This window comes from Thermanaeromonas sp. DSM 22490, from assembly GCF_056378755.1.
In genome coordinates this window covers 1-22,920 of sequence record NZ_JBJHHE010000032.1, presented here as the reverse complement: position 1 = coordinate 22,920, position 22,920 = coordinate 1, and the positions used below count along the sequence as shown (strand labels likewise).

Genomic DNA, 22,920 nt, shown 5'->3' with positions numbered 1-22,920 from the left:
GATATTGTTTCCTAGTACCCATTCTGACGCTTAGGACCCCCATTTTTCGTGTCTAGTTTTCTGGGTCCATTATAGGTAGTCTACTCGACAAGTTGCTGGGCTATTCCCGGCTAAACCTTTTAATCATAGATGAGCTTGGTTATATGCCCGTAAGTAAAGAACAGGCCAACCTTCTCTTCCGCCTGGTCTCCATGCGCTACGAGAAGGGGAGTATTATCCTGACCAGCAACTATAACTTCAACGAATGGGGGGAGATATTTTCCGACCAGGTGGTAGCCGCGGCCATAATTGACCGACTTGTGCATCACGCCCGCATATTTTATATTAACGGGACAAGCTACCGGCTCAAAGGTAAACTAAAAGCAGCTAATGACCATTAAATAATAAACAGCGACACTATACCTCCATTCCCTGTTGAGCATGACGTGAAGCCTATTATTCTTGGTCCCAGTGGGTCAATTTTATTTGCACATAGTGGGTCAATTCTATTGACAAACAACACCTCATAGGTAGGCTGCAAACGCGTCCTTACCTGCAAATAGTAACTTGGGCCAAGCACCAGGTTTCAATCCCTCATAGGTAGGCTGCAAACGATACCGTCCACAGCCTTGCCTGAAGGCCGACCGTGGACGTTTCAATCCCTCATAGGTAGGCTGCAAACGCGGGGATACACCTTCAAGCCCGGCCTTTTTCTTCAGGTTTCAATCCCTCATAGGTAGGCTGCAAACGGAAGAGCAAATTGAAGCCCGCCTTGTCTCTCTAGAGGGTTTCAATCCCTCATAGGTAGGCTGCAAACAAAGGGAGATTATGCATTCCTTGGACGCCTCTACAATGTTTCAATCCCTCATAGGTAGGCTGCAAACCATTGGAACATTGAACTTGAATACAAAGACATTGTTCCGTTTCAATCCCTCATAGGTAGGCTGCAAACGTTTAATGGTGATATAGGGATTGTTACGGGTATCTAGTTTCAATCCCTCATAGGTAGGCTGCAAACTGGTAGCGCAGAAGGCAGGAAAGCTTCTGGAGATATAGTTTAAATTCCTCATAGGTAGGCTGCAAACCTTCCTCCCGCTTTTTTCGCATAATTTCCCTTAATGTGTTTCAATTCCTCATAGGTAGGCCGCAAACAAGCGGACTCGCAACTACCTGGGCAACAGCGCCAGCGTTTCAATTCCTCATAGGTAGGCCGCAAACCCGGCAGGCTCCAGCGGCACCCCGGCCTCAATCTTGGTTTCAATTCCTCATAGGTAGGCTGCAAACGGCTACCCCGCCTACTACTATAAAGCTGTAATACTTTTGTTTCAATTCCTCATAGGTAGGCTGCAAACTCTTGGGCTGGCCGGAGGCTTCAAGCTTAACTACAAGTTTCAATTCCTCATAGGTAGGCTGCAAACCAGGGTATCTTCCTCTTCTGACTGGAGCCAGGGGCTGTTTCAATTCCTCATAGGTAGGCTGCAAACCGACCCGTTTGCTTGGTAACCTCGTATCTATACAGCGTTTCAATTCCTCATAGGTAGGCTGCAAACCCAACTAACCCATCTAGACTAGTAGGAACCGCAACCGTTTCAATTCCTCATAGGTAGGCTGCAAACAGGTATTCGGAGTGATTTTCCAGAGATACCTAAAATGTTTCAATTCCTCATAGGTAGGCTGCAAACTATGTGGCTTCCTTTGCAAGGTCCAATAAAAAAGATTGTTTCAATTCCTCATAGGTAGGCTGCAAACAAAAGCTTGTAGAGGTTACAGGAGCATTAGAGTTAAGTTTCAATTCCTCATAGGTAGGCTGCAAACGAGTATAAGAAACTTGTACCATATGCCAGTGGTTTACAGTTTCAATTCCTCATAGGTAGGCTGCAAACGGGGATGTGCTTAATACAGCCATTGTGGCCGATACAGTGTTTCAATTCCTCATAGGTAGGCTGCAAACAATCAACAACGGCTTCAAGCCGTTCACCGTCTCCGGAGTTTCAATTCCTCATAGGTAGGCTGCAAACGAAAGTACAGGTATCTTCATGGAAGCTAATTTGGTAGTTTCAATTCCTCATAGGTAGGCTGCAAACGCCTCGGACCGGGGCAGCGAAAAGCTGCCCCGGTAATGTTTCAATTCCTCATAGGTAGGCTGCAAACGGCAACCCGGCCAGTGGCTAATTGATTTGTGGAAGCAAGTTTCAATTCCTCATAGGTAGGCTGCAAACTCTCCTTCATAGGCATTTGTTGCGTCCTATCAGTAGGTTTCAATTCCTCATAGGTAGGCTGCAAACTAAGGAGGTATATAAATAATGCCTACAATAGATGAATGTTTCAATTCCTCATAGGTAGGCTGCAAACGCGCGACCCCTGGGGAGCCGCTACCCCTGAGAAGATAGCCGGTTTCAATTCCTCATAGGTAGGCTGCAAACTGCTCTGCTTGATAGACTTGATGCTAATATATCATCTGTTTCAATTCCTCATAGGTAGGCTGCAAACGATGCAAGGAGACCATATTATACCTATTCCGGAACTGAGTTTCAATTCCTCATAGGTAGGCTGCAAACTAGCCCCGAGCCTGCGCGTGCTAGTAGAGGCAGGACTGTTTCAATTCCTCATAGGTAGGCTGCAAACTGCTGTTATCGTATATATGCAGCACCTTCCAGCCCCCGTTTCAATTCCTCATAGGTAGGCTGCAAACTAATAAATGGCAAGGCAACTCGCCTACCGTTTTGAGCGTTTCAATTCCTCATAGGTAGGCTGCAAACAGCCCCGAGCCTGCGCGTGCTAGTAGAGGCAGGACTGTTTCAATTCCTCATAGGTAGGCTGCAAACCAGTTCGGAGAAAAAGGAACTTAGAGAAGCATTGATGTTTCAATTCCTCATAGGTAGGCTGCAAACACGGACTGTGGCATGTGCATATACATTGCTTGCTGGGTTTCAATTCCTCATAGGTAGGCTGCAAACGGGTCTCCTGTGGGGTACTCGTCAGCTGTTGGGGGGGTTTCAATTCCTCATAGGTAGGCTGCAAACGAGTTGGCAACGTTATGGACAAGCACGCTCATACAGTTTCAATTCCTCATAGGTAGGCTGCAAACGCCTTCCGCGGCGCCCCCCTGCTACCGGGTAGGCCGGTTTCAATTCCTCATAGGTAGGCTGCAAACCACGCTGGATTACTTAGCACATCAGCACCTATATAGTTTCAATTCCTCATAGGTAGGCTGCAAACAGACTTTACATCTATGCCGAAACGCTTGAGGTCCTGTTTCAATTCCTCATAGGTAGGCTGCAAACACGAAACTGCGTACCAACATCCAGGCCAACGACGCTGAGTTTCAATTCCTCATAGGTAGGCTGCAAACAGGTCTGGCGAGGCAACTGTGTAAGCAATCTTTTCGTCGTTTCAATTCCTCATAGGTAGGCTGCAAACGGGGCCAACCCATTGTTAGCCATATCACGGGCTACTAGAGTTTCAATTCCTCATAGGTAGGCTGCAAACATTAAATGGGCGTAATAATGGATTGGTTTAACACGGTTTCAATTCCTCATAGGTAGGCTGCAAACCGCCTAGCATAACTCCTCCAAATGAAAAGGAGAAAGTTTCAATTCCTCATAGGTAGGCTGCAAACTGTTACGGTTACTTTCGGAAGTGGTACTGACTTACGTTTCAATTCCTCATAGGTAGGCTGCAAACTTAAATCCATCCCGCCCCGGCTCCTGTGCTGTCTGCTGTTTCAATTCCTCATAGGTAGGCTGCAAACCGGACAAGTTTCCGTTTAGTCTACCGTGGGATTTAAAGGTTTCAATTCCTCATAGGTAGGCTGCAAACCTTAATGTCCGGCTACCCGGATGGAACTTTCCAGCGTTTCAATTCCTCATAGGTAGGCTGCAAACTACGAAGCGGCTTATCCGCTTCTGTCCGGTAAACTCAGGTTTCAATTCCTCATAGGTAGGCTGCAAACATTTGTAAACGTCTTCCCATTCAGTACGTCTGCTGGCGTTTCAATTCCTCATAGGTAGGCTGCAAACGTATTGACGCATGAGGTAGAGTAAAATTTGTTCATCCGTTTCAATTCCTCATAGGTAGGCTGCAAACGTGTATATAAGGCTGGCTTAATGTCCGGCTACCCAGAGTTTCAATTCCTCATAGGTAGGCTGCAAACTATTTGCAGCGGCGCAAGTCTACAAAAGCCAGGGCCGTTTCAATTCCTCATAGGTAGGCTGCAAACCCTGCTGGTCCTGCTGGCCGTAATCCTCATTTATGGTTTCAATTCCTCATAGGTAGGCTGCAAACGGTGGTCTCGGAAGAGTATAGAGCGTGTATATAAGGCGTTTCAATTCCTCATAGGTAGGCTGCAAACAAACGAAGAAATGTGTCGCCTCCGACATAATAACCGTTTCAATTCCTCATAGGTAGGCTGCAAACAACTTTTGCCCAAGTCCAACCAGTAGGGTTTACATCGTTTCAATTCCTCATAGGTAGGCTGCAAACGGAAAGAGAGAACTGGTTGTTTATGGAGGAATTTGAACGTTTCAATTCCTCATAGGTAGGCTGCAAACATATGTTGTTAAGCATGTAAAATTACGGAATTATACCGTTTCAATTCCTCATAGGTAGGCTGCAAACTTGCGCCCGCTGAAGCGCCGTCATCTTCTCTGAGCGGTTTCAATTCCTCATAGGTAGGCTGCAAACCACCAAACAACGCACGTTCTTTTTTGTCGTCCGCAAGGTTTCAATTCCTCATAGGTAGGCTGCAAACCTGCTTCCCGCTTTCCCCCTAATGTAGGGGAAAAGGTTTCAATTCCTCATAGGTAGGCTGCAAACCTGGTGGCGACGGTTCCGCAGCCTAGATTATGGTTGTTTCAATTCCTCATAGGTAGGCTGCAAACGGAAGGCCCTCAAATCTATCCTCTTGCTCATGTAAACGTTTCAATTCCTCATAGGTAGGCTGCAAACAAGGAAGGGGTGACACATGGACAAGTTCTTAGGAATGTTTCAATTCCTCATAGGTAGGCTGCAAACTATACCACCAGCGGGCCAGCCCTTCTAAACCCTCAGTTTCAATTCCTCATAGGTAGGCTGCAAACCGGTAAGGGGGACCGTCATGGAGGTAGTTCAGAAAGAGTTTCAATTCCTCATAGGTAGGCTGCAAACATACCCCGCAAAATACCTCTCCCCCTAATGCAAAAGAGTTTCAATTCCTCATAGGTAGGCTGCAAACCTCCACAGCCCTCTTTAAATCCCACGGGAGACTGAAGTTTCAATTCCTCATAGGTAGGCTGCAAACTACCCCGCAAAATACCTCTCCCCCTAATGCAAAAGGTTTCAATTCCTCATAGGTAGGCTGCAAACTCTAACCCTAGCACAGCAAACGCAATATCGAGAAGTACAGGTTTCAATTCCTCATAGGTAGGCTGCAAACCCGGATCAAGTACCGGCATATACCTGCGGTGGCCAGTTTCAATTCCTCATAGGTAGGCTGCAAACCGGTGATAGGGGTTGGGGTTTCGGTAGGAGTGATCATGTTTCAATTCCTCATAGGTAGGCTGCAAACGTAGATGAAGAAGCGAAAAAGAAGCGAGCCAAGGCAGTTTCAATTCCTCATAGGTAGGCTGCAAACCCTTACCCTCACCAACTCTCGCTGACCCGGCTGAAAGGTTTCAATTCCTCATAGGTAGGCTGCAAACTCCTAGCATTACTCCTCCAGGTGAAAAAGAGAAGGTTTCAATTCCTCATAGGTAGGCTGCAAACCATGTAAGTTACCCAAAGGGTCCGCAAGCTCCTTGAGTTTCAATTCCTCATAGGTAGGCTGCAAACCCCAGTTACCACTTCATGACGCCGAGCGGTGCGCCACAGTTTCAATTCCTCATAGGTAGGCTGCAAACTGTTACTCCCTACCGCAAACTTACTCTGAACCCAGGCCGTTTCAATTCCTCATAGGTAGGCTGCAAACAAAGCTAGCGAGCTAAACCTGGACGTAAACAAAAACCGTTTCAATTCCTCATAGGTAGGCTGCAAACCGAAGTGGTAGGCACCCGGCAGGGTGTTTCGGCAAGCGTTTCAATTCCTCATAGGTAGGCTGCAAACTATTTCGAAAGCCACTTTTTACACCCCCACAAGGTCGTTTCAATTCCTCATAGGTAGGCTGCAAACTTCTTCGCTTTCCTTCATACTGTATAGCTCCTGCATGTTCCAGTTTCAATTCCTCATAGGTAGGCTGCAAACAAGGTCATGGTCATTCCTGCCGCCGCCAGTCCGGAGTTTCAATTCCTCATAGGTAGGCTGCAAACCTGCTGTGGAAAGATTAGACTTCAGGCCTGCATAAATGTTTCAATTCCTCATAGGTAGGCTGCAAACTCTTTCCACAGCAGACTATGAAATCCAGGTCCAGCGTTTCAATTCCTCATAGGTAGGCTGCAAACATTACGATGATACGGTAACAGCCCTGTGCATCGCTGTTTCAATTCCTCATAGGTAGGCTGCAAACTTGTCAAAGAGACTAAAGACGGGTTCGTTTGGCACCGTTTCAATTCCTCATAGGTAGGCTGCAAACGGAGGGCCGAACCGTCGAGCAGATGGAGCGCCTTCTGGTTTCAATTCCTCATAGGTAGGCTGCAAACCCAATGGAAGCACCGACTACAAGGGCGTGGTCTTTCGTTTCAATTCCTCATAGGTAGGCTGCAAACTGAGAGATATTTATATGTTCTGCGAGAATCCAGATTGGTTTCAATTCCTCATAGGTAGGCTGCAAACTTATTTTGACGATAGCCTCGACGTGGTAGATCACCGTTTCAATTCCTCATAGGTAGGCTGCAAACCCCGTGGAGGGCCTCAGCGTAGGGGCGCAGAATGGCAGTTTCAATTCCTCATAGGTAGGCTGCAAACTAGACGAGCAAGCACGTCAGTGGCTGGCAGACCACAGTTTCAATTCCTCATAGGTAGGCTGCAAACCGCGGGGCTTAACGCTCAAGCGAAGGCCATGATCGAGTTTCAATTCCTCATAGGTAGGCTGCAAACACAAAGGGCTCTGATGGTCAGTCTCTGGTCAATATCGGTTTCAATTCCTCATAGGTAGGCTGCAAACGTCAGCATCGGGCAGGAAGAGAATAAGTACCGGCAACGTTTCAATTCCTCATAGGTAGGCTGCAAACCCGGAGCGGGCAGTACACTCTGGAGCAGTTGAAAAGGTTTCAATTCCTCATAGGTAGGCTGCAAACACATCGGCGCCGAACTATGGAGCGCAGCCAGGCAGGGTTTCAATTCCTCATAGGTAGGCTGCAAACAATGCTATTCGCCTGGCCGAGAGCTGGGCGGTAGTGCGGTTTCAATTCCTCATAGGTAGGCTGCAAACACCTGGTAGGGACGGCTTACATCTTGGGCCGGAAGCGTTTCAATTCCTCATAGGTAGGCTGCAAACGCGGTGACACCGGCCGAGCTTATCTCATAAATAGCCTGTTTCAATTCCTCATAGGTAGGCTGCAAACTGGCATCTCCCAGGGCCCCAAACTTTGCTTCCATCGTTTCAATTCCTCATAGGTAGGCTGCAAACTCTTGACCGCCTGGGCCTCATCTTCCGGGGAAGCCGGTTTCAATTCCTCATAGGTAGGCTGCAAACCCCACCGGCCGGCGATTGGCAGGGGGATGATGAATTAGTTTCAATTCCTCATAGGTAGGCTGCAAACTCCTTTCGCTGACGCCGGTCCAACAGCATATTCTCCTGTTTCAATTCCTCATAGGTAGGCTGCAAACGCGAGAATTATTGGTGCGTGGAATGCGATTAAAGCCGTTTCAATTCCTCATAGGTAGGCTGCAAACAAGTGACTTCGTAAGGGGTCCCCATCCCGCCTCGCATAGTTTCAATTCCTCATAGGTAGGCTGCAAACAGCAGGTGGGTTATGCCCGGGCAGCGTTTCTAGATGGTTTCAATTCCTCATAGGTAGGCTGCAAACGAAGTGGAACTACCTGGCTATCCCTGGTATTCAGAGTTTCAATTCCTCATAGGTAGGCTGCAAACGGAGCAGGATTATATCTAAGCTCCGGGGGATGGGCAGTTTCAATTCCTCATAGGTAGGCTGCAAACTAGGAGGTGGATTTACTTGCAGACGACACCTAATTAGTTTCAATTCCTCATAGGTAGGCTGCAAACCGGGAAGGGGTGCGGATGGCGGCAGTCACCGGCACGTTTCAATTCCTCATAGGTAGGCTGCAAACGGACGGCCGGGAACGGTGAAGCTATACACTTTTACCAGTTTCAATTCCTCATAGGTAGGCTGCAAACGCTACTGCGGATAGTACATCATAAAAAAAAGACCCCTGTTTCAATTCCTCATAGGTAGGCTGCAAACCTGGTAGGCAAACTAGCCGACCCTGACACTAAAGGCAGTTTCAATTCCTCATAGGTAGGCTGCAAACCGCTATGCTTGCCAGGTAGAACAGTTTTTCCTGCTGTTTCAATTCCTCATAGGTAGGCTGCAAACCGCGAATTTGCCGCCGCTGGCCGGGTGGAGCATCTGTTTCAATTCCTCATAGGTAGGCTGCAAACATCATCAGGGTCCTTTGAGTATGAGCAGTGCTAACGTTTCAATTCCTCATAGGTAGGCTGCAAACACCCATACGGTCGAGAAAGGCATCCACACCATGCAGCGTTTCAATTCCTCATAGGTAGGCTGCAAACACCCCAAGAAACGCTTTCTCAATATAATCCTTATTGGGTTTCAATTCCTCATAGGTAGGCTGCAAACTACTTGCCGGATTAACCGCAGCCTATGCAACTCATAAAGGTTTCAATTCCTCATAGGTAGGCTGCAAACGACACGAGAAGTGTAACTCTCACCTACGATACTAAGTTTCAATTCCTCATAGGTAGGCTGCAAACAGACCTATGTGGAAATACGGAAGCTGTGTGAAGACTGTTTCAATTCCTCATAGGTAGGCTGCAAACCCGTTTAGTCCAAGCATCACCTTCCTTTGGTTTATCTGCAAAGTACGACCTGAGAAATCACTCCTTGATAGAGGTACTTCTCAGGTCTTACGGTATCACACTTTTGCAGCTTTCGTCAATCCTTAAAATGTGTCGTCGTTCTCCGGGGATTTTTGCACTACCGGGGGTCGACGACATGATAAATACTGTTTAGACATAATGGAAGGGCCAGCCCCACAGTAGCGATACGTAGATTATATTAGTACAACAATTTGAAAAGAAGCTCGGCAAGGATGCCGAGGAAAAAGGCGATACGTAGATTATATTAGTACAACAATAGAGACCAATACAGTTAATTGAGTAGGAAGCTGATTGGCCTTTGCCAAACCGTTATATTAGTACAATAGAGACCAATACAGAGCTACAACCTAAGGAGGCTGGCAAGATGAATTATAGCACATATGTAGGGCTGGATGTTCACAAGGATAGCATTTCCTTCCGTAGCCATTGCCAAAGCGGGACGTGAAGAAGCAGAAAACCCGGGTAGCATCCCCAATGAACCCGAAGCGATAGCGAAATTAGTGCGGCGCTTAAGAGAACCGGTAGAAAAACTATTATTCTGTTACGAAGCTGGTCCCTGCGGTTATGGGATCTACCGGCAGCTCAAAGCCATGGGAGTTAACTGCCTGGTAGTAGCCCCGTCCTTAATACCGCAAAGACCGGGAGAACGAGTAAAGACCGACCGGCGGGATGCCAGGAAGTTGGCGCGCTTACTACGGAGCAGCGAATTAACGCCGGTGTGGGTACCGGATGAAAAAGAGGAAGCCTTGCGCGACCTGTCCCGCGCCTATGAAGACGCCAAGGAAGATATTCTACGCAAAAAGAACCAGATCGGCAAACTGCTATTACGCTTAGGCTTAAGGCCGCCGGCAGGAGTAAAAGCTTGGACCAGCAAATATCGCCAGTGGCTAAACAGTATTTGGTTCAACCAACCCGGACAGGCAATAGTGCTCAAAGAATACCTTCACGCTTTGGAAGAAGCCGAAGCCATGGCAGAGCGTCTGGAAAGAGAGATAGCCGTACTGGCCGAAGAAAGTGACCAGGCGCCAGTTATCAAAGCCCTGCAGTGCCTACGAGGAGTAGCCCTGATCACCGCCGCAACGGTGGTAGCCGAAGTAGGGGAACTAACACGCTTTGAGTCACCCAAGGAACTCATGTCATATGCCGGCCTGGTTCCCAGTGAATACTCCAGTAGCGGCAAGCGGCGTCAAGGTGCTATCACCAAATCAGGTAACGCCCACATACGCAGGGCAGTAGTCGAAGCCGCCTGGCATTACCAGAGAATACCGGCCGTAGGTTATGGGCTCAAGAAACGACAAGAAGGACAATCAGAGAAGGTAAAGGCTATCTCCTGGCAGGCACAACACCGGCTTAATTTAAAGTTCCGCCGTTTAACAGGAAGGGGCAAAATGAAGCAAGTAGCAGTAGTAGCGGTAGCGCGGGAGTTGCTAGGTTTTATGTGGGCGATAGCTTGGCAGGTAAAACAAGAACGAGAACTTGCCCAGACTGCTTAAACATTAGCCAATGACTAAGATTAGCTGCTAAGTAAGTTAGCAATACTAAATACCAATTATCACCATCAGGGTGTAGGAGCCAGTAGGTGGAGTTCGGCAGCGGTAAGGAGAATCCCCGGTATCACCTATGTGCCAGGCAAATTTAACCTTATGCACGTTCTTAGACCGGGGCAGCTCCCGACGCATAAACGTCTTGTGGTAACCAATCCACGAATATCAGGTTGAGCAACCGTCGATTGAGCCTAACCCACCTATTGCCCCCTGCACCCTGGACGAGGGGTGATAACAAGACAAGAAAAATAAAGCACAGTCCGCCCGGCAGCTTTTGGGGATTATAGGGCGGGTCGCTGCGCCTGTCAAGGGTAAAGCCTTGCGGCCCGCTATGCGGCCCTTGACAGGCTTGCTCCCCGCCCATAATTGGCTGCCAGAGCCGGGCGGAAGAAGTTAAAACCCGTAGACGTCCAACTTTAAATTGCTGCCTTGAGCAGTGGAGGGATATTTCTGTCCTAAAACAGGTTTCGCAAAAAATTTTCGGAGGGGCTTGACAAGGCCCTTCCATATCAGGAGTTGCGAGGCAATGCGATTAGTTGGGTATGGACACTGTCCGCGAGGAGCCCTTTGCCAAGGTATTGCGCCTGGCTAAGCGCATTAGTTGGGTATGGGCGCACTATCCCCGCCTCAGAGCTCTGGGGAAGTTAGAAATGAGAACGGGACGCCGCCAGAGCCGGACAGCAGTGAAGGTCGGAGCTCTGAAAGAGTTAGAGATAGCTTACTTCCGGACTGACGGAGAGACGTTTCAAGAGCTCTGGGGAGCTGGAGCTGCTGGTTCAGCCAACGCTCGCATTGCTCTATTGCTCTTTAAGTCATAACGTCATACACAGGTGGGTTGGAGACAAGGGCTGAACCGCCCGAGTACGCTGCTATAGGTCCCATAGTGTCGCATGCAGGTAAGTTGAAGACGCTGGTTTGACCAACTCGGTAAGTTCCTCTGGTAGGCCTGAAGCGGGGTCGGTGGTCTTAAAATATGCCTCTAGTTAAAAGACCACCTCATCATCAAACCCAAGCAATACCACAAAATATAACCCCTTGCAGACCTCACTTCGTCCGGTTGCAGTAGTACCCCTACGCCCGCTGCTCCCGAACCTAATTTTAACATCAAAAAAGAATCTTCCTGACAGGGACAGGTTTTTCCAAATAATAGTTCTCCACAAGGAGGAGCGCACCCGGACCGAGGCCCAAGCTTTACTTAGGTTTTCCGAAATAGTTCTCCACGGTACCAATGGCCCAATAGTAACTCTTTCTTTTTCAAAAAATCCACTCCTCCCCTCCCTTTCTAATGCCCATCAATTCCCTTTTGGCATACTTTTGGCTCCCCAGGACGTAAAAAAGTATAGAATCTTCATCAGGGTCGATGATCCGCGCCAGGTCATTTCGTAAAGCCCGAAAAGTGGCTTCGGTCAACTCTCCTTCCAGCACTGAATTCTGCACCCAGGTGAGGTAACGGCGGGCAATTTTTAGTACTTTGTTCACCCTAGCCACGTTAACGTCGTAAACAAGGATAACATACATAAAGCTATCACCCCGCCACCAGGTCGTTAGCTCCCCAAGCACGCTCAAAATGAAGAGCATATACATAGGGGACTACCACCGGCTGACAAAAGGTTCATAGGGCTGTTCACCCATAAGGTGCTTTTCTACCTTGTAAAGCTCCAACCGCATTAGTGTCTGATAGCTCACATTGCGTTTTAAGCGGCGATGGTAAAAAGTGGTGCGGAGTTTGTCCTCAAACTCCTGGACATAAAGGCGTCGCCCCCGCTCTTTCAAAAGGTAGGCCCCGCCGCGGCGTTCAAAGTCCTCAAGTCCAATCATTTTCTTCCCTACCAGGCTAAAAAGCACCCGGTCGGCGTAGATAGGCTTAAAAATCTCCGCCAGGTCAAGATTTAAAGTGAAGCGCCGGAAATTGGTAGTATGCAAGTAGCCGATCCGCGGATCAAGGTGGGTCTTATAAATTTCCGTTAAAATTTTGGTATAAACCAGGGAATTGCCAAAGCTTATCAAGGCATTCAGGGGGTCGGCTGGGGGCCGCTTGCTGCGCTCCTTGAGGATAAAGGGTGTGCCTGCCAATATGGTGTTAAAACTTTCATAATAGTACCGGCGGGCGTTCCCCTCGATGGCCATGAGCTCCTCTATGTTGGTGCAGCGGGGTAAGTTCTCTTCTGCCAGACAAGTGATAGCCTCGATAAACGCCTCGAGCTCCTTTCCCCGGTTCTGGTAATAGCGCAGGACCTGAAGGATGTTAGCCATGGCCCCTTTCACAAACCTCCTGGCCAGGTCAAGGCGACGTTCCGGATCAAGATAATGCTCCGCCTGGCGTAGGATTACATAGCCGGAATTATAATGTTCCCGGGGATAAAAAGTGCCCACATAATTACCATAGTAGCCAAAAAAGTGGACGATCACCTCCTGCTCTTCCAAAAATTCTAGAAGCTTTTTATTTAAATCTACTTCGCCAAAAACGAAAATATCCCGTAGGCTTTCTACAGGAAAATACTTCCTGCCCTCTTCGCTTTCTACGCAGATGGTATTATCCTTGCGCTGGAGCCGGCCGCTGGCAAAAAGATATAATGTCTTTTGCAAAGCAGTCACCCCTGATTCTACGCCCAGCAAAATTCAGCATAGGCGCACTTATTGCAGAAGGAAGTCCTTTTTGGCGGCGGAGCTTGCTCCTGCAAAACCAGATTGACTATGCAGCTTTTTATTTCTTCCACCTGCTGAGCTAGTTGCTCGTCTAAAACTAACTGCTCCCGCCGCCGCTCCTCGGGAAAAAGCAGCTCCCCCCTGGCTTCAATTCCCATCTGCTCCAGTTCATAAACATAAAAAGCTAACTGCATCCGCGCAGCTTCCCGGGCCCGGGAGGATTTTTTCACCTCCGCCACCACCAGGGTTTCTCCCTCCCGGCGGATAAGATCCAGGTACAAATGTTCCAGGCGCACCTCCTTGCGTTCGCGACCGTAGCTATAGTCTTGAATAAGCCGGCCCAGGTGGAGGTAGGTGTTGTCCTCATCGGGGCATATCTGCCGGGACATGAGCCAGGCCTTTCTGGGGCAAATAATATAGGCGTTAACCAGGCTGCCTACAACCGGCGGTAAATGGAGGGACGCTGTTTCCTGGAGTTTGAGATCTACTTCCATATGGCACACCCCGCTACCCAATACTAAAGATTGTTTCCCTGGTAACAAAGGACCTAGTATATCTCCATACCCAGGGGGGCCTCCCCTTCACTAGGCGGCATCAAACCTATTTCCTCGCTATAGGGCAGGTCTGTGAGAAAAACTCCTAGATCACTTAACGGGGAAAACCAGTGGGAAAAAGCTGATAGCCAATATACGGGCACAGGCACCAAAAGCTCTACTAGACGCCAGAGTTCGCCCCTCTCCTTCAGAGCAAACGCCTCCTCCTTAAAGGCTTGCGGGAGAACCTCTACTGAAAGTTGGCCCTTACGGGTGGTAAACTTCTTTTGCATTTCCTCATCGGAGAAATCTATGGTGTAGCAGCCTAATATCCTTTGCACCTCGCGCAGCGTTTGCTGCCCTTCCCGCAGGTCTTCCTGATAAGAAGGGCTTGATGCCTGCACTTTGTAAAGACGGTTGGTCGCCTTCACCCACTCTCCGTCAGTAGGGTGTTGAGGCATATCGTTTAAAATATCTCTGCTCCAGGTCAAAATTTCCTGGCCATATATTTTTTCTGAACCCTTATCCCATTCGAGAAAAATGAAGGCAGGGGCCGGAGGCGCAGTCCTTCCTTCCGGAGTGATTCCCCTGCGGTTAACCCTCCCCAATCGCTGCACCAGGGCATCTATGGGGGCCACCTCCGTGAAAAGAATATCATAGGAGATGTCCAAGCTGACCTCCACAATCTGGGTGGCCACCAGGATTGTCCCTGGTATTGTTTTTCCCAGCTGCTCCTCCTTTTTCCAGCGATCCCGGAACGCAAAGCGAGAATGAAGGAGGTGTACCTGGTAACCACCATGTTCCTGGAGGGCCTGATAAATCTCCTGAGCCCGCCTGACGGTATTGGCTATGACGAGGATGGTTTTCCCTTGTTTGGCAAAAGACAAAACTTCTTCCAGCGCGCTAGCTACGGGTTCGACACAAAGGCGAAGCTCGTGGCGCCTCCGCTGCCAAAGGGGCTCTTCGGCCTCCAAAAGGGGGCCTTGGCCCAATAGTTCTAGCAAAAATTCAGGTAAGGTGGCGCTGGCCAGGGCCAGACGGGCCGGCGGTTCCTGGGCCAAAGCTTCCTGAAGGAGCCCCAGGGTGTAGGGATCATAGCTGTGGATCTCATCCAAAACTATGGTTGCTCTTCTGGCGAGGGACCGGCGTATCTCCCAGTGCCTTCCCTGAAGATGGGCCATGAGATACTGGTCCAGGGTGCCCACCACCACCGGCTTGGCAAAGACAGAGGCCCAAAGTCGCACATCCAAAGGATCTTCCTCTAGTTCTTTCCTTAAAATGTAGCCGGCCCTACCGTGGGCCAAACCCACATTTTCTTCGCCGTAAATCTTTTTAAGCCGCTTCCACATAGCATTGGCCGTGGCCTGGGTAGGCAAAAGATAAAGAAGCCGCTCTGTATCCCCAGCCCAAAGGAGCAGGGCTTCGGTTTTGCCCGTTCCCGTGGGGGCCCGCAGCCAGAGCCTTTCCCTTTTCATCTCGCCCGCCTTTTTTTGGAAAGACCTTAACTGTATGTTCTTGTCCTTGATGCTGGCAAGCACAAGCTTTCTCCCCCGGTGCAAAAAAAGATCCCCCGCATGGGCTTTGCCAGAAGAGGCAACCCAGTCGGCAAGCTGAAGAACTGTCTTTACATCAGCAAAATCGTTGCTAGATAAGTCTTTGAACAGACCCCGCAAACTCTTCTGCTCTCCTCCATAGGAAAGGACTTCTTCCAGTAAGGATGCAGGATTTCCCCCAGTTTTGCTTAAAAAATCCAGTAGTATTTGGACATTAGGCAAATTATCGTACCTATTAATTTCTTTTAAAAGGGTTGTTACTTCTTCCAAAAAGGAGGCCAGCACCTTGTTCCCCACATAATCTGGCGGTTTACCATCCTTGTGGCCTCTGTAAACCTCAGGACCAAGGGGTGAATGATGGCTCAGCACGGCAGCTGCTGCCAGAGGAGGGGCCTGCAAAGTATAAAGCTCGGCGGCTAAAGCAAAGGGAAGGGAGGCAAGGGCGTGGGGGTAACCCTTGCCCCTTTTCTTGCGCATATAATCCTGAAAGCTTTTGGTGGCCTTGCCCACATCATGGAAAGCGCAGGCCAGCAGAGCCCGCTTCTCCAACGCTGGCGGAAGACCCAGGTGCCGGGCCAGTATTTTCCCCTGTTCGGTCACCTCTTTTAGGTGGGCTAAAAGAGGGACGTCCGGCTTCCCCAGGAGGACCAATTCATCCACGTAAAGCTCCTCCCTTCCAGAGGTTCTATGGTCAGGGCGTCCCGGTATCCCTCCAGTTCCACCTCCAAATCATAGGGGAGGAAAGTAAAGGGCTTGGGGTTCAGGGGGTGGCGAATCCCCCTTTTATCAACTTCAAAGGCCAGGGGCATGGTTTCAACCGCCGGCGGTTCAAAGGCAATTCCCGGCCGGGGAATCCATTTAAACCGGAGCTTCTGAAGGTCGCCAGGAATAACGGTTCCTGAAAAAAGGGGGGCTCCAGGGCAGGTCTCCCCCCTACCTAGCTCTTCGACCACAATCAGCTCATCTTCCCGTCCTAAAGACAAAGGGTAAGCGGGGTCCAGGAAGGCCTGCTGTAATTCTACCAGAAGTTCCTCAGGCCCCCCATAGAGGATCATAAAGCGGGCATTGAACAGGATCTCCCGAAAATACGGGGAGCGTTCCGCCAGCTTATTATTCTTTATCTTCATCACCGTCCACATGTCCCGGGCAAGCCCTGGCTTTTGAAGGACTAAGGCCGCAACCAGGAGATCCCGCAGGGGGGAGGCCTCCTGCCAAAGTTCCTCTTCCGCCAGACCCAGGGCGGCCCCTACCAATCCCAAAAGGGTCGTAGGGGGCGGCAAAGGCAAGGTGCGCTGGTAGTTGTGGTCCAAAGGCCGGCGAAAAGAGGCCAAAGGCGCCGTCACCTTTACCCAAAGGACATTCATAGCTTTTTAATATCCTCCTTGGATTGGGCTATGGCCTCGTGGACACTGAGAACAGGACCGTAGTTCTGAAGCTCTGCACGGATCTCTTCCTCATTGCCAAAAAATCCAGCTTCTAAACCGAAAATAACTGCCTGCCGGAAATCCTTGAATTTGTCCAGGGCTGTCCGTAAAGGATTTAGAACAAGCTCATACTTACCCTCTAAATAGCGGGCTTGTAGAGCTTCCAGGAAGACCGGATGCTTCACTTTTAGGCGGGCATAAACGAAAAACCGGGGTGAAAGATCGCTCAGCATCCGGGCCGTACGCCCCCCTCCCCAGAGGAGGCCCAGAGCGTCGAGCAGGGCCTGAAGGCGGCGCTGACGTTCTTCCTTTGACAGGACGTAAAACAGGCGACCATTCCTTTCTATTTTTTCCAGCGCCTCTGGTATTTCCTTGTTATTCTTGCCTACCTCCTGGTCGCTGAAAATACCTGCCCGGTCTAATTCCACCAGCATATTACCCTTAAACAGATTGGAATAAAGCTCGGTCTCGAACATGTTGCCCCCTGTTGCCATATCTTGGCCAAAACGTTCGAAGGAACGGGTACCCAGATCCCGGTCGCCCTGGAAGGGGAATAATCCCACGGCTGCCGATACCCGAACCGGGGAGGTCCGGCGGCGGTTGCCTGAAGGGTCAAGATAACCGAAAAGGTCTTCGTCCACAAATTCCCACGGCCGTACGGGCGGCGTAACCTCCTGACCGCTAACCAAAGCCGAGGCTTCGGACAAGGTGAAGCCCAGATCCTCCAGGCGATCTCGCAACATGCGTCGCTTGGCTTGCCCGGAAAAATAGGGAACAGAACTGCCATCGGGCAAGGTGACTTTTTTCGCCACCATGACATTGCCTTCTGTATGGGAAGCGTTGATGTTCCCTGCCGATACTTTCATGAGATACCCTAAAGCAATGGCTTTACTCTGCTGCAGGTTGTTCATAGGCATTTCCTCCTTCTTCAGTCCTGGAGCCCCTGGCGGCTCTCAGATAGCTGTTCATGGCGTAGATGGAAAGCAGGGTTTTTACCCGCAACCAGGGGCTGCCCGCTATGCGCTCCCCCTGGCCGATTTCTACAAGCCTTTCGGGGACTGTAATCTCCAGGCGAAACTGGATATCATTCAAGACCCGTAAGAATTCCTCCAGGTTCTTGGCATTGCGCAGGGCATAGAGGAGCCCCATCTCGTTAGATTTTTGGGCCTCGGTCCCCAAAGTATAGCCAAAGCCCCTTAAAACTTTCAGCAGGTTTTCGTCCACATGCAATACCTCCTTGGCATAATGGCTTAACACGGCTTCCGTACCCCGAAATAGCGGTGGAGGATTTTTCTCCTTAGCCCGCGCCTCGAAGAGAAAAGCCTCTACGGAAGGCAGGGGATCGTCGAATTCCAGCACAGCCCAGGAAATCTTTTCCCGCCATAAAGTGTTGTACTGGTTGCCCTCCCTCACCTGAAACTGGCGAAAAACGTTGATTAAAGTTTGTTGAGGGTTCTCCGTCGGCACCACCTCCAGCCAGTCCTGGTAAAGGCGGTAGAGGGCGTGTAGGCGGGAAAATTCGCGGAAAAGCTGCATGTTAAAGGCTTGTCCCGGATTACCGGTGATAGCGTACAGCGTAAGCGGCGCAGGAGGCAGTGCTTCGCCTGCCCCCAGGAGGTAAGCTAGAAGCATTCTCCCTTCTTCTGGTATCTGATTCGAACTCTGAACATGAGCAAAGAGTTTTAACAGCAGGGCCATAGTTGTCTCGTGCAGATAGGGACCGTAAAAGGGCAGATTTATGTTGCCACCCCTGCTTCCTGATAGGACTAAAGGCTGGATCACCTCCTTTTGCAGCCGGGATATTTCGGCCAAATCGCTGTGAAAAAGGAAGAAGTGCAAAGCCGTCCTTCCCTGGGCTACCCAAAGCCAGGTCAGATAGCCTGCTGTTCCCGCCACGGCACACCGGGGGCAGAGATTGATCCCCCTCTTACCCCGGGAATAAAAGGTGCCGAATTTGTCAGGGGCGACAATAAAGGGGAACATCCACATTTTGGCGTCGGTAGCTGGAGCCTGGGCCCCGCAGATGTCACATTGTTTTTTTGTTTTGCTGAACTGGAACTCCAGTTTGGGATGAGGAGGAGACAGGGGATACTCTTTACCATTGACCTTCTTTTTTGGCGGAGCATCCACAACCTTGATAAAAAAACCAGTTGGATAAACCCAGGTTACTTTGTCGTAATTCTTTAATTCTCCGGCAGCTTCATCGAAATACTGGCCCACGTTGCCCGTTTTTTGCAGGAGACGTTCCTGCACCACTGCCAGGATGTCGTCAACCGGGTAGGCTCCCTGCCCTAACTCGTTGACCAGATACACCAAACCGTTGTCTATCCAAAAGTTGCCAGTAGAATGCTGGAAGTCTAGCTGCACTTGAATATTGACTTGCTTTTTGGGTTTTTTGAGTTGCCCTGAGGGAGCCCTCTTTTGAGCCATCTGGCCACCTCCTTCCTCTAGCGTTGCGCTTTCTCCTAACTTTAGCGTATAACGGGGCTCCTGTCGAAGTATGAAGCTAAAACCACTACTTTGAGAAGCCTTCCACCAAGTTGCAGCAGCCATAACCCTGGGAATTTTTCGACCCCAGACCTGCATCCAAGGCTAGCTGCAAAAGCTCCGGGTCGCCGGAAAGTTCGTACTCCCCCATCCAGCCTTTGATGACAATATCCTTGTAGTATGTAACCTTCAGGTCCCGGTCCCCCACCCGCACCGGCCGGATGGCAAATCCATCCGTTGAAGCCTGGCGGCCATGGACCAGAAGGTGTTTTTTGGCCAGGTTCCTGGCCACCAGCTCGGTGAAGCGCGGCTCAAAGGGTGAATAATAATAGGTATATTTCCGCCCGTCGCCAGGAAAAGTGCTGTAAACCACCACAGGGGAGAGCATCCGCACCCGGATGGCCTGCCCTGTAGCCCGGGGTGCCGTAGTGGCCATCTCCTTCACTTCCAGAAAAACATCCCCCAGGCGCACCCTGCCCTGGCGCAAAAAGCCGGTTCCCAGCTCCTGCAGGATAGAGGGTACAGGTGAGCAGATGACAAGGCGCAAAGGCGGGGTAAGCACCAGCCGTCCAGCCGCCTGGTCGTAGGTCACCGTCTGTCCCATCAAGCGAGAAAAGGTGAAAAGCTTAAAGCGGCGCTTCTCCAGGGCAAAGCCGTGTTCGTGCAGGTAGCTTCTGAGCACCGGATTATCCATCTGGCGGTAGATCAGCCCCTGGAGCAGGTGCCCATACTGGACGGGTATGGCCACCAGCCCCGGAGCGGAGAAAAAGATGGTGAGTTGCATTGGTAATTTCCCCCTCCCGCTTGTATATACCCCGAGGTCTGTCAGCGAAGGCTTTCCAGCAACTCCCTGTACCAGTCTTTGTCCCGAGACCGCTTCTCACGGCCGGCCTCCCTTACTTTGGCTACAATGGCCTCTGCTATACGGCGTTTATGCTCCGGGCCAATCTCAAGCTTCCGCCACTGCTCGTAAAAGGCCTGAATGCGTCCTGCAACTTCCGAAGTTTTTAACGCCCGAATCTGGTCAATTAACTGATCAGCTTTTTTGCGATCTACGGCGATAATGGAAGGGGCTGGCTCCAACCTTAGTCGCCCATAGCCGCTGGAGGTTTTCGCTCCTACGCCGAGGTTAAGAAGCGCGTGTTGTAAAATCTCAAACGCCGCTTTTACCCAGGCATCTGGCCCTGCTAACGCCACCAGATATTTGCCTGTAGCCGAGATAAATGGGACAGGGTTCGGATTGTCCCAATCCGCAGGACGCACGTTCCCTTTCTGGTAGTACCCTTCGTGATGGGCAGTAATCACATCGGGGTATAAAAGCCTGGAGCCCGGCAGCGGCAGCGCGTCGAAAAAAACGACATAGCCTGCGGTATCGGGATCCCCAAAGACTGTCCTATAGGCCTGGGTGCCCGCCTGCCATTCATCCCCCAGATGCTGACGGGCAAAGCTGGCAGCCAGCCCTTTGAGGGCACTACCGGGGATATAGGGTACGCCATAGGTATGGTGCAAAGCAATCGAAGTTTCGAGGACGCTCTCTTCGCCCAAGCCCACGATCATGCGTCCTAAAACCTTTGCCACTCGGCACTCTGCGCCATAATCTCGCAACGCCCGCTGCCAGCACTCGAACCAGTGCGAATACTCCTCCGGCACCGGTATATCAGATACCTCTCGCACTAGAACACGGCGGCTATCCTTATCCTCTTCAGCCTGATTGCGAATGAATTTGTCCAGCCAGAGCCCGGCGTTTGTCGTCGGCGTTTTTCGCGCGCTGGCAAGGCAAGCCCGCCTCGTGCTCATTCGCCCCTCTCCTCCTCGTCCACGCCTGCCTCCACCCCCAGTACCGACTGCGCGAATCGCTTGTACCAGGCCAGTGCTGTCAGAACGTCGCGCGTTAGGTGCGTGTACTCAGGAAGTTCTGCCTTGCGGCTGCACTCAAGCAACTTTTCCTTTTTTACAAGTTTTACGACGGCGGCAATATCTTCAAGCAACCTCTCCCCGACGGCACCGCCCCGGGCATCAACAAACGCCAGCGCCTGCGCCAATCCCGCCGTGCGGATCAGCACCGGCAGCCTGTGGGCCAGGGAGCCGTACTTTTTGCGCTCGTCTTCGCCTACCTGCGTCACCTGCTCAAAAATCTGCGCGGCATACTCCTGGTTGCGTGTCCGCACGGTCAATTCCCCCCTCTCATCCGCAGACGGCACAGGCCGCGACCGACCTCGCCTTGCCACCTAACTGCAGCGGCTTTTCCATTAACTCAGTAAGAGTTTTAAGCACCTCATCTGGTTTTGCCTTAACCGGGGTCGCGACTACCAGCCCCGAAAGAAGCGTCTCTGTCGGCAGGGCCTCTTCGTACCAGAGCCCACCTTTCTTTACTGTCTTAGCATCTTCGAGCAACTTGACGCGAGCGATGACTTCCGTAGCAGTATTGAGCAGAAAACTCAGCACGTCATCGTGCACAACGCAAAAACGTGCAGTCAGCATCGGCTGCCAGATTGGGTCGTCCGGAAAGACCTGTCTGCCAATCCACTCTGCCCACTCGCGCGCATCGCTATTGGTTTCGGCGGTCAGGTCCAGATCCTCCAGGATGACCTGGTTGTTCAGCACAATCGCAGAGCCGTCATTGGGTACAAGGCAGGAAGTTTCCAGGGTGGGTACAGGGACACCCGAAGGTATGCCAGAAATCCCTACGTTTTCTGCATCTCGAAGGAAGCGGCGCAAAATGTAAGGTGAGGTAACCCACGCAAACGTTCCCTTAAGGCTACGCACGGGCAACAAGAGCAGCCGCTGGTCCGAGATCTGGACCGAGCCGGCATGCTCGTGGGCGTTATCGGTGTCGGGACCGAAAACCTTTTTCCGCATTTCATTGTCCTTACAGGCATCGCGCAGTACCCCTTTAAGGGAAGAGCCAGGAAGGTAAGGCAGGCCCGTAGCCTTTTCGCGGGCCACCGGGAGATCGATCACCCCAACGCCCTGACCCGTCCCTGCGTGCAGGGGAGAAAGCGCGTGCACGAAGAGCAAGCGTGCCTTCACCGTCATAACCTCCTTGTATGATAGTAATTGCCGAGGTCCTTAAGCCTCTGATTTTTGAAAAGTTAATAGTGAAAGAAGGTTTTTGGGGCTCCCAGTAGAAACCATCTGTGAGGATGGTTTTGGGGCGGCGCTATTCCTCCTTGCACATGGGTGCTCGACTAAGACTGCGTCCCCACTCCTGACGGAAACCGCTAACCCCCACAATGCGCACCCAATCCTTAAGGCCGGTAGCAGCAGCCGGCTCGTGCATCCCTTAAGGCTGGGACAGTGCTAATGGCGCAAGGCCGCTGGATGAAGTCAGGGCTGCTGGGACCCCAAAACCCTTTCATTTAACCCCACACCGAGAGAAAGGAGGTGATAATCCCGTGTCGGTCCTGTTCGTCGGTATTGACGTTAGCCTCCGGGAAAATAAGGCTAGGTTTATCGATGCTTTCGGCAATGATTGCCATGGCCGCTTGGCCTTCCCCAATGACGCAGACGGCGCTGTGGCCCTCGTCCGAGAAACTTGCCGGGCTCTCTCTAAAAATAGCCTTAACTCCGTCCTCTTCGGTATGGAGGCTACAAGCTTTTATGCCTGGCATCTGGCCCTCTACTTGAGCGGTGCCCCAGAACTTAAACCTTTTAACCCCCAGGTCTTCTTGTTTAATCCCAAAACTATTAAAAGTGATGTGATAAACCCCTTAAATCAAGGCTAATTGCAGTCGAAAACACGAGATAAATAATAGGTGATGT

General features: G+C 50.7%; 13 protein-coding genes, 2 pseudogenes and 1 CRISPR repeat array. Of the genes and pseudogenes, 4 read left to right on the top strand and 11 right to left on the bottom strand.

What is annotated here, in order from left to right; translation table 11 throughout:
* Positions 1-74: 74 nt before the first annotated feature.
* From AC1BI1_RS13970 to AC1BI1_RS13960, 3 genes and pseudogenes are all read left to right on the top strand, one after another.
* Positions 75-380, top strand: a pseudogene (locus tag AC1BI1_RS13970) (ATP-binding protein); the annotation flags it as partial.
* Between the two features lie 112 nt (positions 381-492).
* A CRISPR array of direct repeats spans positions 493-8,911; the repeat unit is 30 nt; unit sequence GTTTCAATTCCTCATAGGTAGGCTGCAAAC.
* 424 nt (positions 8,912-9,335) lie between these two features.
* A pseudogene (locus AC1BI1_RS13965) lies at positions 9,336-10,464 on the top strand (IS110 family RNA-guided transposase).
* Positions 10,465-11,051: 587 nt separating this feature from the next.
* Positions 11,052-11,333, top strand: coding sequence for a hypothetical protein (locus AC1BI1_RS13960; RefSeq protein WP_476717917.1), 282 nt, complete (start codon positions 11,052-11,054; stop codon positions 11,331-11,333).
* 436 nt (positions 11,334-11,769) lie between these two features.
* On the opposite strand, the gene cas2 is transcribed toward AC1BI1_RS13960, so the two are convergent.
* The 11 genes from cas2 to cmr4 all read right to left on the bottom strand — a co-directional run bounded on the left by cas2 (position 11,770) and on the right by cmr4 (position 22,188).
* On the bottom strand, positions 11,770-12,033 hold the full coding sequence (gene cas2, locus AC1BI1_RS13955; RefSeq protein WP_476717919.1) for a CRISPR-associated endonuclease Cas2: 264 nt from the start codon (positions 12,031-12,033) through the stop codon (positions 11,770-11,772).
* Positions 12,034-12,105: 72 nt separating this feature from the next.
* On the bottom strand, positions 12,106-13,101 hold the full coding sequence (gene cas1b / locus AC1BI1_RS13950; protein WP_476717916.1) for a type I-B CRISPR-associated endonuclease Cas1b: 996 nt from the start codon (positions 13,099-13,101) through the stop codon (positions 12,106-12,108).
* Positions 13,102-13,118: 17 nt separating this feature from the next.
* Complete coding sequence (gene cas4, locus AC1BI1_RS13945) at positions 13,119-13,655, bottom strand: CRISPR-associated protein Cas4 (protein WP_476717915.1); 537 nt, start codon at positions 13,653-13,655, stop codon at positions 13,119-13,121.
* A gap of 53 nt (positions 13,656-13,708) precedes the next feature.
* Positions 13,709-15,907: a CRISPR-associated helicase Cas3' gene (gene cas3 / locus AC1BI1_RS13940; RefSeq protein ID WP_476717914.1), complete on the bottom strand. Its 2,199-nt coding sequence runs from the start codon at positions 15,905-15,907 to the stop codon at positions 13,709-13,711.
* Entirely contained in the window at positions 15,862-16,611 is a 750-nt protein-coding gene (gene cas5 / locus AC1BI1_RS13935) for a CRISPR-associated protein Cas5 (protein ID WP_476717913.1), read from the bottom strand. The genes cas3 and cas5 overlap by 46 nt, the downstream gene beginning before the upstream one ends.
* The gene (gene cas7i, locus AC1BI1_RS13930) at positions 16,608-17,582 is read right to left on the bottom strand and encodes a type I-B CRISPR-associated protein Cas7/Cst2/DevR (RefSeq protein ID WP_476717912.1); all 975 of its coding nucleotides are present in this window, start codon (positions 17,580-17,582) and stop codon (positions 16,608-16,610) included. The genes cas5 and cas7i overlap by 4 nt, the downstream gene beginning before the upstream one ends.
* Positions 17,560-19,101: a hypothetical protein gene (locus tag AC1BI1_RS13925; protein ID WP_476717911.1), complete on the bottom strand. Its 1,542-nt coding sequence runs from the start codon at positions 19,099-19,101 to the stop codon at positions 17,560-17,562. Before AC1BI1_RS13925 ends, cas7i begins: the two co-directional genes overlap by 23 nt.
* 85 nt (positions 19,102-19,186) lie before the next feature.
* Positions 19,187-19,942, bottom strand: coding sequence for a CRISPR-associated endoribonuclease Cas6 (gene cas6, locus AC1BI1_RS13920; RefSeq protein WP_476717910.1), 756 nt, complete (start codon positions 19,940-19,942; stop codon positions 19,187-19,189).
* Positions 19,943-19,983: 41 nt separating this feature from the next.
* Positions 19,984-20,955 carry a type III-B CRISPR module RAMP protein Cmr6 gene (gene cmr6 / locus AC1BI1_RS13915; protein ID WP_476717909.1) on the bottom strand — a complete coding sequence of 324 codons (972 nt, stop codon included), beginning with the start codon at positions 20,953-20,955 and terminating at the stop codon, positions 19,984-19,986.
* Positions 20,952-21,326 carry a type III-B CRISPR module-associated protein Cmr5 gene (gene cmr5 / locus AC1BI1_RS13910; protein ID WP_476717918.1) on the bottom strand — a complete coding sequence of 125 codons (375 nt, stop codon included), beginning with the start codon at positions 21,324-21,326 and terminating at the stop codon, positions 20,952-20,954. Before cmr5 ends, cmr6 begins: the two co-directional genes overlap by 4 nt.
* 16 nt (positions 21,327-21,342) lie before the next feature.
* The gene (gene cmr4, locus AC1BI1_RS13905) at positions 21,343-22,188 is read right to left on the bottom strand and encodes a type III-B CRISPR module RAMP protein Cmr4 (RefSeq protein ID WP_476717908.1); all 846 of its coding nucleotides are present in this window, start codon (positions 22,186-22,188) and stop codon (positions 21,343-21,345) included.
* Between the two features lie 365 nt (positions 22,189-22,553).
* On the opposite strand from cmr4, the gene AC1BI1_RS13900 reads away from it, so the two are divergent.
* A complete protein-coding gene (locus tag AC1BI1_RS13900; protein WP_476717907.1) occupies positions 22,554-22,883 on the top strand; it encodes a hypothetical protein in 330 nt (109 codons plus the stop codon).
* Positions 22,884-22,920 lie beyond the last annotated feature (37 nt).

Bases quoted from the DNA above. Each gene is read 5' to 3' on its own strand.
- cas2 (WP_476717919.1), bottom strand. From the start codon at position 12,033: ATGTATGTTATCCTTGTTTACGACGTTAACGTGGCTAGGGTGAACAAA.
- cas4 (WP_476717915.1), bottom strand. From the start codon at position 13,655: ATGGAAGTAGATCTCAAACTCCAGGAAACAGCGTCCCTCCATTTACCG.
- cas5 (WP_476717913.1), bottom strand. From the start codon at position 16,611: ATGAATGTCCTTTGGGTAAAGGTGACGGCGCCTTTGGCCTCTTTTCGC.
- cas7i (WP_476717912.1), bottom strand. From the start codon at position 17,582: ATGAACAACCTGCAGCAGAGTAAAGCCATTGCTTTAGGGTATCTCATG.
- AC1BI1_RS13925 (WP_476717911.1), bottom strand. From the start codon at position 19,101: ATGGCTCAAAAGAGGGCTCCCTCAGGGCAACTCAAAAAACCCAAAAAG.
- cas6 (WP_476717910.1), bottom strand. From the start codon at position 19,942: ATGCAACTCACCATCTTTTTCTCCGCTCCGGGGCTGGTGGCCATACCC.
- cmr6 (WP_476717909.1), bottom strand. From the start codon at position 20,955: ATGAGCACGAGGCGGGCTTGCCTTGCCAGCGCGCGAAAAACGCCGACG.